19 protein-coding genes and 1 riboswitch are annotated in these 15,233 nt (G+C 30.5%); all 19 genes read right to left on the reverse strand.

Features of this window, described 5'->3' with window-relative positions; translation table 11 throughout:
• Nucleotides 1-10 precede the first annotated feature (10 nt).
• Entirely contained in the window at nt 11-1,102 is a 1,092-nt protein-coding gene (gene gcvT, locus FH144_RS04120; protein WP_242313867.1) for a glycine cleavage system aminomethyltransferase GcvT, read from the reverse strand.
• Between the two features lie 77 nt (nt 1,103-1,179).
• Nucleotides 1,180-1,295, reverse strand: a riboswitch (glycine riboswitch).
• Nucleotides 1,292-1,810: a shikimate kinase gene (locus tag FH144_RS04125; RefSeq protein ID WP_242314119.1), complete on the reverse strand. Its 519-nt coding sequence runs from the start codon at nt 1,808-1,810 to the stop codon at nt 1,292-1,294. Its footprint overlaps the riboswitch before it by 4 nt.
• Nucleotides 1,811-2,383: 573 nt before the next feature.
• On the reverse strand, nt 2,384-2,671 hold the full coding sequence (locus FH144_RS04130; RefSeq protein ID WP_242313869.1) for a hypothetical protein: 288 nt from the start codon (nt 2,669-2,671) through the stop codon (nt 2,384-2,386).
• The gene (gene comGD / locus FH144_RS04135; protein ID WP_347341113.1) at nt 2,658-3,104 is read right to left on the reverse strand and encodes a competence type IV pilus minor pilin ComGD; all 447 of its coding nucleotides are present in this window, start codon (nt 3,102-3,104) and stop codon (nt 2,658-2,660) included. The genes FH144_RS04130 and comGD overlap by 14 nt, the downstream gene beginning before the upstream one ends.
• Nucleotides 3,085-3,405 carry a competence type IV pilus major pilin ComGC gene (gene comGC / locus FH144_RS04140; protein ID WP_103167425.1) on the reverse strand — a complete coding sequence of 107 codons (321 nt, stop codon included), beginning with the start codon at nt 3,403-3,405 and terminating at the stop codon, nt 3,085-3,087. The genes comGD and comGC overlap by 20 nt, the downstream gene beginning before the upstream one ends.
• A 17-nt stretch (nt 3,406-3,422) precedes the next feature.
• On the reverse strand, nt 3,423-4,484 hold the full coding sequence (gene comGB, locus FH144_RS04145; RefSeq protein ID WP_481914032.1) for a competence type IV pilus assembly protein ComGB: 1,062 nt from the start codon (nt 4,482-4,484) through the stop codon (nt 3,423-3,425).
• A complete protein-coding gene (comGA, locus tag FH144_RS04150; RefSeq protein ID WP_242313871.1) occupies nt 4,456-5,430 on the reverse strand; it encodes a competence type IV pilus ATPase ComGA in 975 nt (324 codons plus the stop codon). Before comGA ends, comGB begins: the two co-directional genes overlap by 29 nt.
• A 51-nt stretch (nt 5,431-5,481) precedes the next feature.
• Nucleotides 5,482-6,108 (reverse strand): MBL fold metallo-hydrolase, encoded by a 627-nt coding sequence (locus FH144_RS04155; RefSeq protein ID WP_242313873.1) that lies wholly within the window; start codon nt 6,106-6,108, stop codon nt 5,482-5,484.
• Nucleotide 6,109: 1 nt separating this feature from the next.
• Nucleotides 6,110-6,433: an MTH1187 family thiamine-binding protein gene (locus tag FH144_RS04160; protein ID WP_242313875.1), complete on the reverse strand. Its 324-nt coding sequence runs from the start codon at nt 6,431-6,433 to the stop codon at nt 6,110-6,112.
• A complete protein-coding gene (locus FH144_RS04165) occupies nt 6,433-7,419 on the reverse strand; it encodes an ROK family glucokinase (RefSeq protein ID WP_242313877.1) in 987 nt (328 codons plus the stop codon). The genes FH144_RS04160 and FH144_RS04165 overlap by 1 nt, the downstream gene beginning before the upstream one ends.
• Nucleotides 7,416-7,619 (reverse strand): YqgQ family protein, encoded by a 204-nt coding sequence (locus FH144_RS04170; RefSeq protein WP_107508128.1) that lies wholly within the window; start codon nt 7,617-7,619, stop codon nt 7,416-7,418. The genes FH144_RS04165 and FH144_RS04170 overlap by 4 nt, the downstream gene beginning before the upstream one ends.
• Nucleotides 7,603-9,060: a rhomboid family protein gene (locus FH144_RS04175; protein WP_242313878.1), complete on the reverse strand. Its 1,458-nt coding sequence runs from the start codon at nt 9,058-9,060 to the stop codon at nt 7,603-7,605. Before FH144_RS04175 ends, FH144_RS04170 begins: the two co-directional genes overlap by 17 nt.
• Nucleotides 9,061-9,075: 15 nt before the next feature.
• Complete coding sequence (locus tag FH144_RS04180; protein ID WP_242313879.1) at nt 9,076-9,612, reverse strand: 5-formyltetrahydrofolate cyclo-ligase; 537 nt, start codon at nt 9,610-9,612, stop codon at nt 9,076-9,078.
• 123 nt (nt 9,613-9,735) lie between these two features.
• On the reverse strand, nt 9,736-9,885 hold the full coding sequence (rpmG, locus tag FH144_RS04185) for a 50S ribosomal protein L33 (RefSeq protein ID WP_001830957.1): 150 nt from the start codon (nt 9,883-9,885) through the stop codon (nt 9,736-9,738).
• A gap of 118 nt (nt 9,886-10,003) precedes the next feature.
• The gene (locus FH144_RS04190) at nt 10,004-12,049 is read right to left on the reverse strand and encodes a peptidoglycan D,D-transpeptidase FtsI family protein (protein WP_242313882.1); all 2,046 of its coding nucleotides are present in this window, start codon (nt 12,047-12,049) and stop codon (nt 10,004-10,006) included.
• Between the two features lie 131 nt (nt 12,050-12,180).
• Nucleotides 12,181-12,780, reverse strand: coding sequence for a superoxide dismutase (locus tag FH144_RS04195; RefSeq protein ID WP_103167404.1), 600 nt, complete (start codon nt 12,778-12,780; stop codon nt 12,181-12,183).
• 331 nt (nt 12,781-13,111) lie between these two features.
• On the reverse strand, nt 13,112-13,534 hold the full coding sequence (locus tag FH144_RS04200) for a Fur family transcriptional regulator (RefSeq protein WP_242313884.1): 423 nt from the start codon (nt 13,532-13,534) through the stop codon (nt 13,112-13,114).
• A gap of 3 nt (nt 13,535-13,537) precedes the next feature.
• Nucleotides 13,538-14,383 (reverse strand): metal ABC transporter permease, encoded by an 846-nt coding sequence (locus FH144_RS04205; protein WP_198611486.1) that lies wholly within the window; start codon nt 14,381-14,383, stop codon nt 13,538-13,540.
• A 62-nt stretch (nt 14,384-14,445) separates the two neighbouring features.
• Nucleotides 14,446-15,222: a metal ABC transporter ATP-binding protein gene (locus FH144_RS04210; RefSeq protein WP_107508134.1), complete on the reverse strand. Its 777-nt coding sequence runs from the start codon at nt 15,220-15,222 to the stop codon at nt 14,446-14,448.
• Nucleotides 15,223-15,233 lie beyond the last annotated feature (11 nt).

The raw sequence follows: 15,233 nt of genomic DNA on the forward strand, positions 1-15,233 counted from the left end.
CACCCCTTAGTTATTTTTCAATTTGGTTTTTCTTAACAATTGTAGCTTTTAGTTGTTTTTTACGGACTTGAACTAATAATTCACGTCCCATTTCAAATTCATCGCGTTTAATAATTGCCATAGCAATTGATTTACCTGAAGAAGGAGATTGTGTTCCTGAAGTAACTTCCCCAATTTCATTTCCATCAAGGTCATATACTGTATATCCAGTTCTAGCAATACCTTTTTCAAGTAATTCTAGTCCTACAGTTCTACGAGATGAACCATTTTCTTTTTGGTCTTTTAATACTGATTTACCAATAAAGTCTTCTTCAATTAAAGGCTTAGCCGCAAAAGCAATTCCACCTTCATATGGTGTAATTGATTCAGTTAAATCTTGACCATGTAAAGGTAATCCAGCTTCTAATCTTAATGTATCTCTAGCTCCTAAACCACATGGAACTACGTCATGTTCAACAAAGCCGTTCCAAATGTCTAGTGTATCTTTAGAATTACAATAGATTTCAAAGCCGTCTTCACCTGTATAACCAGATTGAGATAAAATAACATTTTTTCCGAATAGTGTTACATCTTGTTGAAAATCAAATGGTTTCATTTCACTTACATCGATGTCTACTAATTCACTAACTAAATCTCTTGCTTTAGGTCCTTGAACCGCTAATTGACCATATTGGTCTGATACATTTGATACTTCTACGTCAAATTTATCAGCGTGTTTTTGAACCCAATTAAAGTCTTTATCTGTGTTAGCAGCATTTACAATTAATAAATAACTATTATCTCCCACTTTATAAGTTACTAAGTCATCAATAATACCGCCTTCTTCATTACATAAAGCAGTGTATTGAGCTTTAGTATCAGTTAGGTTATTAGTATCATTTGAAAGTAAGTATTGGACAAATTTACTAGCATCATTGCCTTTAATAGAAATTTCTCCCATATGGCTAACATCGAACATACCTACGTTATATCGAACCGCATTATGTTCTTCTTTGATACTTGTAAACTGAACAGGCATAGCCCATCCACCGAATTCTACTATTTTAGCACCACTATCAACATAATTTTGATACAATGGTGTCTTTTTTAATTCGCTTGTCATTTGAAAACCCCCTATAATTTTTATAAATAAACAGAGTAGCAAAAAGCTACCCTGTTTATACACTTAATCCAGGAATGCGTAACAGTATTATCCTTTTGCCTGAGAGTTTCGTATGAATACTTGCACCTTCGGCGATAATGTTTAATTACTATGTGTAAATAGAATTAACATTATTCTCTCTAATACTGATCAACCGCAAGATAGATGATTTGTGATTAAATCACAAACATCTTTGATTGTTTTTTCACTATTCACTTTCATGAATGCGATTTCATTATATCTTGAAACCCTTGATAAATACAAGTTTTTTAACTGTTTTTTACTTTTGTCTTTTGCATTCGGTCTATGGGCATCGTTTCGAATTCTATTGTAAATTACCTCTATATCGCAATCTAACCAAATGACATGTTTGGATTTTTTTAAGATTTTTAGCGACTCTGGATATTCAATAATTCCACCACCGGTAGCGATAATGTCGTATTTCTCTATACATTCTTTCAAGTATTTGCATTCCAACTTTCTAAAACCTAACTCGCCTACCTGTTCAAATAGTTGTGGAATAGATTGTTCTTCCTTGAATTCAATATAAATATCTAAATCGACAAAAGACGTGTCTTGGGCTAGTGATAAGTATTCGCCAATAGTACTCTTACCAGTTCCCATGAAACCAATTAAAATAATTGGGGTTTGTTTATTATTCAATTCAATCACCTTTTTCAAATTTCTCAATAATTGTTCGGTCATAATAATTATTAATGTTCTGGATTGTTTTTAATTTTAAACCAAATTGAGTGGTATAAAAAGTGATTAAAGACAAGTAAATCATAAAGATCATTAAAGTGTAAGGGCTGATAAATGCTTTTAATTTAAATATATAATATTTTCTCATAGTATTGGTTAGCATCACCTATCTTTAGATTTATTACTATTACTTTTGAGTTAGTATTATGAAATTTAGCAGCGATAACATTATTAAGTAGTGTGATGTTCTCTCGTCCTTCATTTTCGTAGATTAGTTTATTATTCTTAAACTTTATATAATTTCGTTCATCCTTAGTTTGAACGATAATCGAATTGTGATTTTCTATTTTTAAGGTTGCATGTGAGTTGTTAACTATGTGGGATAAATCGGCTTGAAAAAATGAGTATTCGGTGCGGTTATTTTCATAGGCTTCATGAAAGTAGAAATTTGTTAATTTAATTATGTTTGGTAGTAACGTTAAAATTGTAATTGTGATTAAGAGTGAGAGCACCATTTCAATGAAAGTGAAGGCTTTAAGTTTAGTACTTAATGCAAATTTTCTTATTAAGAGAGAGATTGTCGTTACATATAGAGTTTTTAGAAAGTTTAATGTCATATTCACCTAATCTAATTCCTTTAAAAAGATCCTCCTTTTTATAATGATTAATACTAGTTAAAATAGCCTGTTTCATTTCCAATTTTTCATATTCGTCATCTAGAGATAATGTTAATTTCAATAAAATAGGGATAAAGATAGTTGATATTATCATAATGGTTAGAAAGCTAAGTAGACTATCGGCAAGAATACTAGCGTTAAATTTTGGCATATCTTATTCTTCCCTTATCGATATGGAAGATAATTCTGTATAAATGATTGTGTACTTGTAATATAAAGGAACCAAAGTTATTTATTGTACCCTCTTTATTAAATGTGATTGTTTTTACTTTTGAAACGTAAGTGATTTTTCCGTCTAGTATTTTAAAATTATATTTCTTACCCTTTTGTTCTATAACCTTGATTACAGATGAATTCTTACTCAATAATAGTGTTATAGATTGATTTTCACCAATTGCTTTTGATTTAAAATACTCAAGTTGAGTAATTAATTGATTTACTTTTAGTTCATCATTAACTCTTAATAACGTTGAGAAATTAAATGAGGATAAAGATAGTTGTAATAATATGGTTAGTACTAACATTACTAATAAACTCTCAACTAAAGTAAAGGCTTTTAGTAAACTAATTTGCAATCGCTTCACCGTTACTAATTGTAATCGATTCTCCAGATTTACAGTTCTTTTGTCCTTCTTTAATGTAGCCTTCTGTTACTAAATCATCAATACTTGAAGGCATTCTATTATGTTTTAAATTGTATGCTTCTATTTGACTATTAACCATCTTCACTTGTGCTTCGCATCCTGTAGACTGTATGTGTGCTGTTTGTTTAGCGATATTTGGAATAATTAAAATTAACAATACGCTTATGATTAGAAGTACTAATAACATCTCTATTAACGTGAAAGCTTTCATTTTTTTGATATATTGCAGATATTTTCTCATTATATTAACCTCATTTCTTATTTAATACTTTGCATTAGTTGGAACATAGGAAGCATAATTACTAAATATAAACTTATGATGAAAAAACCTAAGAAGAAAAATACTAAAGGTTGTATTATTTTAGTGTGCTTTGTAGCAGTATCTTGAAATCTTTTAATTAAAATTTGACTATAAATAGTAAGTTCAACATCTAATTTGCCACTTTTCTCTCCTTGTGAAATAAAATTAATTAAATCTTTTTGAAAACATGGAATTTTATCTAGACTATCAGCTAAAATAAGGCCGTTGTTAGTACTAGCCAGTAGTTGACGACCTAAGTATTGTAAAAAATTATTATCTTGTTGCGTATATATTTTGACTATATCCTGTAGGTTAATACCATTTTTATAAAATAGCGCTAAGTCTGTAGAAACTTGATAGGTTTTAATAATCTTAAAGTAAATGTTTAAAATTGGAATATGAGTTAATAACTTAATCTTTTTAGCAGTATCGTATTTAGTATAAATAATATATAAAGTCGCGCTTATGAGTATAAGTGAGATAATAAAGGTGAATATTGAAGCGGGCAACGTGGAAATGATATGCGTTAAAATTCTTTGAAACAAAGTTAGATTAACATTCAACGTCGTATATAATGCTTCAAATTGAGGCAAAACAGTATAATTTAGAAGTAAAATCATACTTAAAAAAATAATAATCAATATTAAGGGATACTGTATCGTCTTTATAATTTGTTGTTTAGCGTTAACATTAATTTTTAAATATTGAATTGATTCTTTTAAGGCGTTGTCTATATGACCATATGTCTGCGCGAAAAATATTTGGGTAATAATAGAATGTGGATAGCCTATCAGCTTTAATATTTCGCTACAAGTCATTCCATTTTTAATATTTTTAATAATTTTAGTGTCTAACTGTTTATCTTTATATTTAAAATATAGATTGATAAAGTTAAAGCATTCTAAAAGTGTAAATCCATTACTAAGTAAGCTTGTTAAATTCTCTAAAAGCATAATCTGTTGATAAGCATTTAAGTTCTTTTTAGGAAGTTTAAATATACTTATTTGCGATATCTTCACATATTGTTCCTTCTCTCGATAAAGATAGTAACTTATCTTCTAAATGATTAAAGTTGTTAGGTAATGTATTATTATGTTCGAAAAAATATTGGATTTGATTATTATTAATTATTTCACAAACAAGTTGTCGTTGGTTCTTGTTGTTAGTAATTAAACGTTGATTCGATATTAGATTAATAGCTTGGCATATTTCTTGGACACTAATGCCCATTTCAAGTAATCTTAAAATCGCTCCTTTACAATTACTCGAATGCATCGTGGATAACACGAGATGGCCACTCAAGCTTGCTTGTATAACACATTTAGCTACTTCAGCGTCTCTTATCTCTCCTATTAAAATTACGTCAGGATCACATCTTAAAATTGCCTTAAAGGAGTTCACGTAATCAATGCCAGCTTTTTTATTAATAGAAACTTGTGTAATTCCTTTTATAAGCTGTTCTACCGGATTCTCGATTGAAATAACATTGAGATTCAATTCCTCATGCGCATATAACACCATTTGATACATTAACGTACTCTTACCAGAACCAGTTGGTCCAGTAAATAATATAAGCCCTTGCTTTTTATTCATTAAATACTTAAAGTCTTTGAAATCTTTATATTCTTTTTTGCATTGAAAATATTGTGGAATGATTCTAATGACGCAACTTTCTATGCCAAGTGATAAAGGTAATGTAGAGACTCTTAGGTAATAAATTGATTTCGATTGGTATGTGTAACGTCCACTTTGTGCTACCTGGTGACTAGACACGTCCAATCCTGCTTGAAATTTCATGTAGACTAATAACTTTTGGTATATTTTCATTTTGAAAATGTCGTACAATTCCAAACCATCGTTAACCCTAAATTTAATATGTACTTCTTCTTCATAAGGAATAAAATGAATATCGCTAGCACTTTCCGATATGGCTTTGTTAATTATTTCTTGAAATAATATCTTCAAAAAATCACCTCCTACATATATAAACGTAAGAGGTGTTTAAATTACTTTATTTTATTGTCCATCAAGAAATGGATTTAATTGTTCATCATCAACAGTTGTGTATTGACCGTGACCAGGAAATAGAGGTAAATCGCCATCTAGTTCAAACAATTTATCTTTTATAGAATCAACTAAGGTTTCATAATCACCTTTATATAAATCAGTACGGCCTATACCATTATTAAATAATGTGTCGCCTACTACAGCAAACTCATCAAACACAAAGGTTAAACTACCAGGTGAATGCCCTGGCGTATGAAGTACATTAAACTTAAAGTCTTCAATAGTGAAAGGTCCTTCGTCTAATTGTGTAGGGTTTGCCTTACTTGTGATAAGCGGCATACCGTATTGTTTGAATTTAGCTGAGCCATTCTTTTCAGGATCAGTTAGAAAACCAAATTCTTCTTTATGCATATATAACGGTACATCATATTTAGCTAACACATCATCTAATGCAGCGATATGATCAAAATGAGCATGAGTTAGTAAAATTGCTTTTAACGGTTTATTAATCTGATTTAACTTTTTAAAGATTTTATCAGACTCACCAGCTGGGTCTACTAATATTACGTGCTCATCATTCTCAATGAAATATGCATTGGTATCAACTAACCCTAACGTTAAGTTTGAGATTCTCATATTATTCTCCTTGATTATCTAAGTGTTTTTGTACAGATTTTAATTTATCATTCATTTTGCGTGATTTATCTCTTCTGTCATCAATACGTAGATTTGTGCAAACTCTATCTAAACCTTTATCGAAAGGTAATTCATGGATTACTTGTAAAACTTCAAATAAATCTTTAAGATCACCTTCGATAAGTGTGTTCATTGGTGTTAATTGGTAATCAATTTTACCTTGCTTTTTGAATTCTTCTAATTTCTTTTGAATTTCTGCAATATATTTACTTACACTTGGACCATTAGTACCTACGGGAATAATAACTACGTCAACGATAGCCATTATCTAACACCATCCTTTTCAATAATATAAGTTTTGATTAAACCAGCTGCGCCAGTTATACCGGCATCGTTACCTAATTTGGCTTGTACAATTTCGGTATCCTTTTGCGCAGGCGTAAATGTTAAATTATGATATTCAGTTTTAATATTTTCAATTAAGATTAATCCAGCGGTAGACATGCCTCCACCTAAAACAATATATTTCGGATTACTTGTGGCACTAATAATACTACATAAATATCCAATATGATTAGCCACTTTTTCTGTAATGAAAATACAGAATTGATCCCCTGCTTTAGCGGCATCAAATACTGCTTTAGCCGTTACTTTATTTTCTTTAATTAGAGGTAATATAGAAGATTTAAATGTTAGTTTAGGATAATAAAAATTAACTAAATTGACTACCCCAGTTGCAGAAGCTACTGTTTCAATACAACCAGATTTGCCACAGTTACAATTAAATCTTTGGTCAAAGTCAGTTCTAATATGTCCAATTTCTGCGCCTGAACCATTATGACCGTGTACTAGTTCGCCATTGGAAATGATTCCTCCACCTAAGCCAGTACCTAAAGTAATAGCTACTACATCATCTGCGCCTTGTCCAGCGCCTTTATGTTTTTCACCTAGCGCAGCTACATTTGCATCATTATCTACGTAAATTGGACAATCAATAAATTCTTTAAATATTTCTCTAACGTTTACATTTTCCGGCCAGTGTAAGTTAACAGCACCATTAACAATACCTGTCTCAAAATCAACTGGGCCCGGCACACCTATCCCTACTCCAATAACGTCTGTAAGGTTCAAGTTGCGAGTTGGCAATATTTCGGTGAATGAATCATAGATGTTTTTTAATAAAGTTCTTCCTGTGTGATCTGAAGTATCAGTTTCAATTGACCACTTGTGTAGTTGTTCTAAATTCTCATCAAATATTCCCAATTTACAAGTTGTTCCACCAATATCAGCTGCTAAAATTATATTTTTCATTTATGCTCATTCCTTCTCTGATTAATTATTAAAATACATTTTAGATACTCATCTTTAGTTAATAAGTCGTAGTTATATAATGATTTGATTTCTTGTAACATCATCTCATGCATATCATTTGAGTCTTTAAAATAAATGATAAAGCCATATTTTTTTAAAAGTTGTTGGACATCATAGAAGCTCTTAATTTCCCGATTCATCTGCATGTCTCAATTCTTTTTCTAAATTTTTATAGTCGTTATTATGTGAATTTAACTTTACTGCATTTTTTATATATTTTAATGCTTTATCATTATCATCCAGGGCTCTATTAGCAACGGCAAGCTCATAGTTTAACATCCCAGAATTTGGATGATTTTGTAAACCTCTTTCCCAATCAGCCATGCCTTCAGCTCTTGAACTGGTCGTAGCAGTAATCAACCCTTTTAAATAATAAGTACGATCGTCATCGTAGCCCTTTTTTATGGTATGACTTACTAATGAATTAGCTTCTTTATAATTATAATCTAGCATCGCATCTTGAATTAATTTATCATAAATATTTTGTTCTTTGATGGTGAAAATTCTTATCTGTAATGCTACAAAAATAATTAATAGTAAAATTAAAAATATCCAAAATAGATTACGGTTCTCATTAAAATAGTAACCTATTAATATAATTAATACGCCCCCAACGAAACCGCCTAGATGAGCCATAATATTCACGTTCGACATAAATAATGATAGAACAATAAGGACTAATAATGCAATTAACATCTGGCCTAAAACTTTTCTATTAAAGTTTTTACTTACAAATATCATTGCAAAAATAGCACCAATTAAACCAAAAATAGCGCCACTCGCCCCAACTGAGATAGTATGCAAATTAAATGACAATGAGATGAAGTTACCTAATAATCCTGAAATTAAATAGACGCCTAACATCTTTAATGGTCCTATAATAGATTCCACTATCTTGCCGAATATGTATAGAGATAGCATATTCATTAAAATGTGTTCAAAATTAAAATGCAAGAACATGGAGGTTATGAGTCTATACCATTCACCGTGAACAACATTAAAGTGGACTAATCCGCCGACATCTAATAGCTTTATGTCTGAAAAATGATTTAAATAAAGAATCATGATTAACCAGACAATAACATTCACGGCTATTAGAAGATAAGTCATAGGAGTAAAAGTCATCATATACTTATCAATAAAATTCCGAGTTAAAACACGTTTCTTATAATAAAATGATGTCTTATTATCCTTTCTAACTATAGTCCTAGTTAAAAATGGATTAGATATCATCTTCTCTAAATGCTTATCTTCAGTGATTGCATTGCACTTAATTTTAACCGGATGGGTTTCAATAAATTCAGTTATATTTAACTGTTTATCGGAAAAGTAGAACAATTCAACCATTTTAGGATCAAATTGAACGGTCTCTTTAATGTGTTCATAATTATCTAGTATCTTTGATTTATCAAATCTAATTTCTTGAGTAGAAGTTATCTCTTTTCTAAAAATGGCAATTTTCTTTTTATGTTTATTAATTAACCAGATTTCATTTTCATTTTTCTCAATATTGATTAGCTGATAATTAAAATACCTTATCCAATAATAAATCGATTTCCAAAAGCGTTTTTCAATATCCATTAATTCCTCCAAAATCTATGTGTTGTAAATAATTAATTTATCAACTGGTTGATCATGACTTTCTATTTCAAAATGTGTTAATTGAAAGTCATAAAGTAAACTTAAAGTTGATGCATTTGAGTTACTTAAAAAACGGTCGAAATATCCGCCACCATAACCAATTCTATATCCATCTTCTCTAAAGGCAACGCCTGGGACAATGACTAAATCTAAGTCATCTGTAATTTCAGTATTCTCGCTCACATAATAAATACCTTTTTCATCTTTTTTTAGAGTAGATAAATCTTTTAATTCTTTAAAGTTCATACTATGGGAACTATAGTCAGTATTTGGCACAAATATTTCTTTATTTTTAGACAATGAGTCTTCAATTATCTTATATGTATCAACTTCATGTGGCATAGATAACACGATACCTATGCGTTGTGCCTTTTGGTAACTTGGACTAGTAAATAACTGTTCCTTTAACCACTTATCTGCCTTTACTTTATCTTCATCCGTAAAAGCTTTCATTTTTGTGAGTATGTTACTACGTATCTCTTTTTTTCTCATTAGAATCCCTACCCTTCGACACTAAATATATTATAACGTTATTAAATGATGATGTCATTTAGATGAAATATAAAAAAAGTGACTTTCCATTTAATTAGAAAGTCACTTAATAGTACTAATATGTTATTTAGTTTCACGATGTAAAGTGTGTTTGTTATCACGTGAACAATATTTTTTCATTTCAACACGTTCAGGGTTGTTTCTTTTGTTTTTAGTTGAGATGTAGTTTCTGTCACCACATTCTGTACAAGCTAATGTTACGTTTACGCGCATGTTAATTCCTCCTTACCTTTTCTAAATACGACTTTATTATCATACCACTTAGCAGAATAATTGAAAAGTATTAATTTTTTTATACTAATTTGAGTTGAATACGTTAAATTTTTTAAAATTACTTTTTATCTTTAAAGTAATAGTTAATAACGTCTCTACCTAAATCGCCACCATTTAACCATGGTGGTGGTACGGGTTGGTTAGTGTAAACAATTGAAAAGGCTAATTTAGGATCTTTCACCGGAGCGTAGCCAATGTAGGTTGAGTTAACTCTAGGTTCACCATCTTGATAAACCTCAGCCGTACCCGTTTTACCCGCAGAAGGAACAACTGTTTTATGGAAACTTGCGTATCCTGTACCATCTTTTTTATTGAAGGCCATGTTAAAACCTTCTTGAACTTCATCTACTTCTTCTTTAGAATTGTTTACTTTATTAAGTACATTACCTTTAATTTTTTGTTTTACAGGACCAACTTCATCACTATTAGTAGCATTATGTACTGCTAATCCAATATGTGGTTGAATTCTATAACCATCATTCGCAATAGTTGATACATACTGTGATAATTGTAATGGCGTATACGTATCATATTGCCCAATTGATAAATCAAGATAGTTACCTGAATTGTTTGTGAGTGGTTCAATTTGTCCAATAGTTTCATTAGGTAAATCAATACCAGTTTTAACACCTAAGCCAACTTGGTTTAGTCCTTTTCTTAATTTTTTACCTGCTTCAGAAATGTTATTAGGTAAACTCATGCCATATGAATAAGGGTCGCCGGCTAATTTTAAGGCCGTTTTAAACATATAAACGTTTGAAGAATGCATAAGTGCTTCTTTATCATTTATTTCAACTTTTCCGTCTTTATTAAAGTATGAACGTTTAGTTAAACCACCACTAAAATGTAAAGGCTCGTCAATCATCTCTTCTCCAACTTTTATAGCGTTGTTTTGATAACCGGCTAACAATGTTCCACCTTTAACTGAAGAACCTACAGCAAATTGGCCAGTAAAGTTACCTAAATCGTAATCTGTTAGTTTACCATCTTTATCAATTTGCTTACCTGCCATAGCAAGTATGTCTCCATTTTTAGGATTTTGCACTACTATTAAAGCATTATCCATATCACGAGCGCCTTGGCTACGGAGTGTTTTAATTTCATCTTCTAATAATGATTCTACTTTCTTCTGTAAATCGATATCAATGGTAAGTTGTAAGTCGTCTCCTCTTGATCCAGGATTTATAACTTCTGAGTTAATTACTTTACCAGATTTATCCGTAGTATATTTCATTTCTTTTTTCTTACCACGTAAAATATCTTCATATTGATATTCTAGATAGGATTTACCTACTCTATCATTTCTTGAATATCCTTTTGCTAAATATTGTTCAGTTAATTCTTTAGGAATACCTTCTGATGGAGTTGAAACATTTCCGAATATACTTCTGAGACTGTCTCCATATGGATAACGTCTGTCCCAATCCATGGTAGTGTTCACACCAGGTAATTCATCTAGTTGTTGAGATACAGCGGCGTATTCTTTTTCAGAAACATCATCATTCTTTATAGTTTGTGGATCCATAGTAGATCCGGCCGACATTTCTCTATATATTGCTAGAACTTGTAAATCATCTTTAGATAAACTTTTTAATTGTTTATCACCGATTTTATTATATAATTGTTCGTCATATTGATCTTGACTTATACTACCTTCGTCTAGCATGGATTTTTCTTTTTCCATTAATTTGTTAACTTCATCCGGATTTTTCTGAATCCAGAAATCTTGTTTGTCGCGTTCAGTTATTTTATCTGTTTTCATAGAAATTAACTTTGATAATTTTTCGGCGGTATGTAATATATCTTCTTGGCTCGTCTTTTTCGAACGTGTATATGTAATTGCCAATTTTGAAGCATTATCTACTAAAACTTTGCCGTTTCTATCCAGTATTCTCCCTCTAGGAACAGATTCGTTAACTGTGATATTCTCATCATTTTTGACAAGCTGACTGTAATGATTGCCTTGAGCAATTTGTAAATAGCCTAGGCGTAAAACTATAATTCCAAAAATTAATACAACCGCACCAAAGATAAAACTAATTCGCTTATTCATCGTGTGCTTTATTTTTTCATCATTTGATTTTTCTTTTAATCTTTTTAGCAAGATAACCTACCTCAATTATTAAACATGTTTACTTATAAATGATATATGAAATTTATAGATATTGCTATAATTTTCATAAAAAAAGTGGCCTCTTAATAGAGACCACTTAATCAGAGAATTTACTAAACTACTTATTTAGCAGCGTTGTATAATTCATCTACTTTTTCCCAGTTTACAACGTTCCAGAATGCACTGATGTAATCTGGACGTTTGTTTTGATATTTAAGATAATAAGCATGTTCCCAAACATCTAAACCAAGGATTGGAGTTTTACCTTCAGTTAATGGGTTATCTTGGTTTGGAGTAGTAACGATTTCTAATTGACCGTTATTAACTACTAGCCAAGCCCAACCTGAACCAAAGCGTGCTGCAGCTTTGTCAGCAAATTCTTTTTTGAATTCATCTAAAGAACCCCATTGTTCTTTAATTTTATCAACTACAGTACCTTTTTCTTCAGAATTAGGAGTTAATAATTCCCAGAATAATGAGTGGTTTAAGTGTCCGCCACCATTATTACGAACAGCTGTTTGAATATCTTCAGGTACGCTATCTAAATTAGCAATGATTTCTTCGATTGATTTAGATTCTAAGTCAGTACCTTCAACTGCAGAATTTAATTTTGTTACATAAGTGTTATGATGTTTGTCATGGTGAATTTCCATTGTTTGTTTATCGATATGTGGTTCTAATGCATCTGCTGCATATGGTAAATTTGGTAATTCAAAAGCCATAAATAATCATCCTCCTAAAATTTCGTTACCTTAATAATAACAAGTAGTTAGATAAGCAACAAACCTTTTGCTTGCAACTTATATACTTATTATTTGTTACGCTATTAATATAACTCAAAATGGTAAGGTTTAAACATCAAAACACTCTAGAATTAATGATTTTCTTGATAATTCATACTTTTGACCTATGATATAGTCGTTTTTTCTGCTAAATGAAAATTAAAAAAGAGATTGAGACGTTTATCTTTTATGTTATGGAAACTATAAATTAGATTCCCACATAATAATAAGGTCTCAACCTCGTGTAATATATTGAATTGGTTATAAATAGTTATTTGACGCCTTTATTATGACAACTTTCGCAAATGCCATAAACTTCTAATTTATGAGTGTGTATATCTACATTTGGTAAAAATTGTTTAATTTGATCAATTGGACAGAAATCAATGATCTTAGTATCTCCACAATTTTCACAAATAAAATGGTGATGATGGTGATTCATACATGCAATTCTAAATTTCATCTCACCATCTAATTCTGTACTTTCAATGATGTTTAAATCTTTAAATAAATGTAAGTTTCTATAAATCGTATCAAAAGAGATACCTGGGTAATCTTTATCAAGTTGTTGTTGGATATGTTTTGCATTAATATACTTATCTTCTTTAACGAAAATATTAATCATATCTTCACGTTTTTTCGTATATTTTAAACCATTATCTTTTAAAATTTTAATCGCATCGTTTGTATTCATATTTTAATGCCCCTTTTTAACTCTTACTATAGACTTTTGGTATAACATTGTAATTCCAAGTAATAAAACTAATAAAACTACAATAACACCACCAGGAGAAATATTCATATAAAATGCAAGCACTAATCCTAAAATTACCGAAAATTCCCCGATAATTACACTTAGGACAATAAGTTGTTTAAATCCTTTTGTAATTCGCATGGCAATAGCTATTGGTAAGGTAATTAATGCACTTACTAATAATATTCCGACAACTCTCATTGACGCTGAAATAACCATAGCTACTATAACGATAAATAAAAATTGAATCCATTTTGGAATATTGATTACCTTACTATATTCTTCATCAAAAGATAAAATAAATAATTCTTTATAAAATAGAACAATAAATAGTAAGACAAGAATAGAAATAATAATGATAGTTGTTAAATCACTTAAATTCACTGCGCTAATTGAACCAAATAATAAACCTACAATTTCTTGGTTAAAGCCATCTGCTAATGAAATAAAAATAGCACTTAGAGCAATACCAGCACTCATAATAATAGGAATAGCTATTTCTTGATAATTTGAGTATGAGGTTCTTAGCTTTTCAATAAGCAATGCGCCAATTACGGCGAATAGTATCCCAAACCACATTGGATTAATAATAGCTAATGCCGGTGATAATGTTAAAACAAACATCCCAAAGGATATACCACCTAATGTCACATGGCTTAATGCATCAGCTATTAGAGATAATCTTCTTACAACTATAAAAGCACCGATCAGTGGTGCTATAAAACCTATTAATATACCACTAATTAGTGAATACCTCATGAAGTCGAAATTAAGTAAGGCGTCAATCATTGGTATCACCACTTATACAAATTTTTAAACTCTTCATATTAAACTCCTATTATATTAATAATTTAAGCTTCGCAACATTCTCTATCGTGTTGATGATCCACAAATTTAACAGGATGGCCGTAAATTTTTGAAATTTCCACTTCATCAAGAGATTTAAAGGCTTCCGTTGAACCATGAAAATGTAAATGTCTATTTAAGCAAGCTACTTTAGTCGCTGTATCAGCTACTACGCCGATATCGTGCGTTACTAAAATAATTGTGATACCTTCTTCTTTTAAACGTTCCAATGTTTCGTAAAACTCATTCACATGTTTTGCATCAATACCATTTGTAGGTTCGTCTAATACCAATACTGTTGGATTAGAGATTAATGCACGAGCGATTAATACACGTTGTTGTTGACCACCAGAAAGTTCGGCAATATTTTTATCAATTAAATGGTGGATATTTAACCTAGATAGAACTTTATCTACTAATTGTTCGTCCTCTTTATTAAACCATTGAAATAGGCGTTTAGTTTTAGTTAAACCACTTAACACTACTTCTTTTACACTAGCAGGAAATCCAGCATTAAAGGCAGTAGCTTTTTGAGATACATAACTAATTTTTAAGGCCGATTGATTATTTTTCTTATATGATTTACCGTCTATATAAATCTCGCCTTTTTGTAGAGGAAGTAACCCTAAAATTACTTTCAGTAAAGTAGATTTTCCGGCGCCATTTGGTCCAACTATAGCTAGAAAATCCCCTTTGTTAATTTGAATATTTATATTTTCTAATACTTGTTTATTATCAAAGTGGTAATCAATATTTTTTAATTCGAATACTGGTTGACTCATTATTTCACCTC

It is taken from the genome of Staphylococcus sp. acrmy (genome assembly GCF_022690565.1).
In the GTDB taxonomy this organism is placed as follows: domain Bacteria; phylum Bacillota; class Bacilli; order Staphylococcales; family Staphylococcaceae; genus Staphylococcus; species Staphylococcus caledonicus.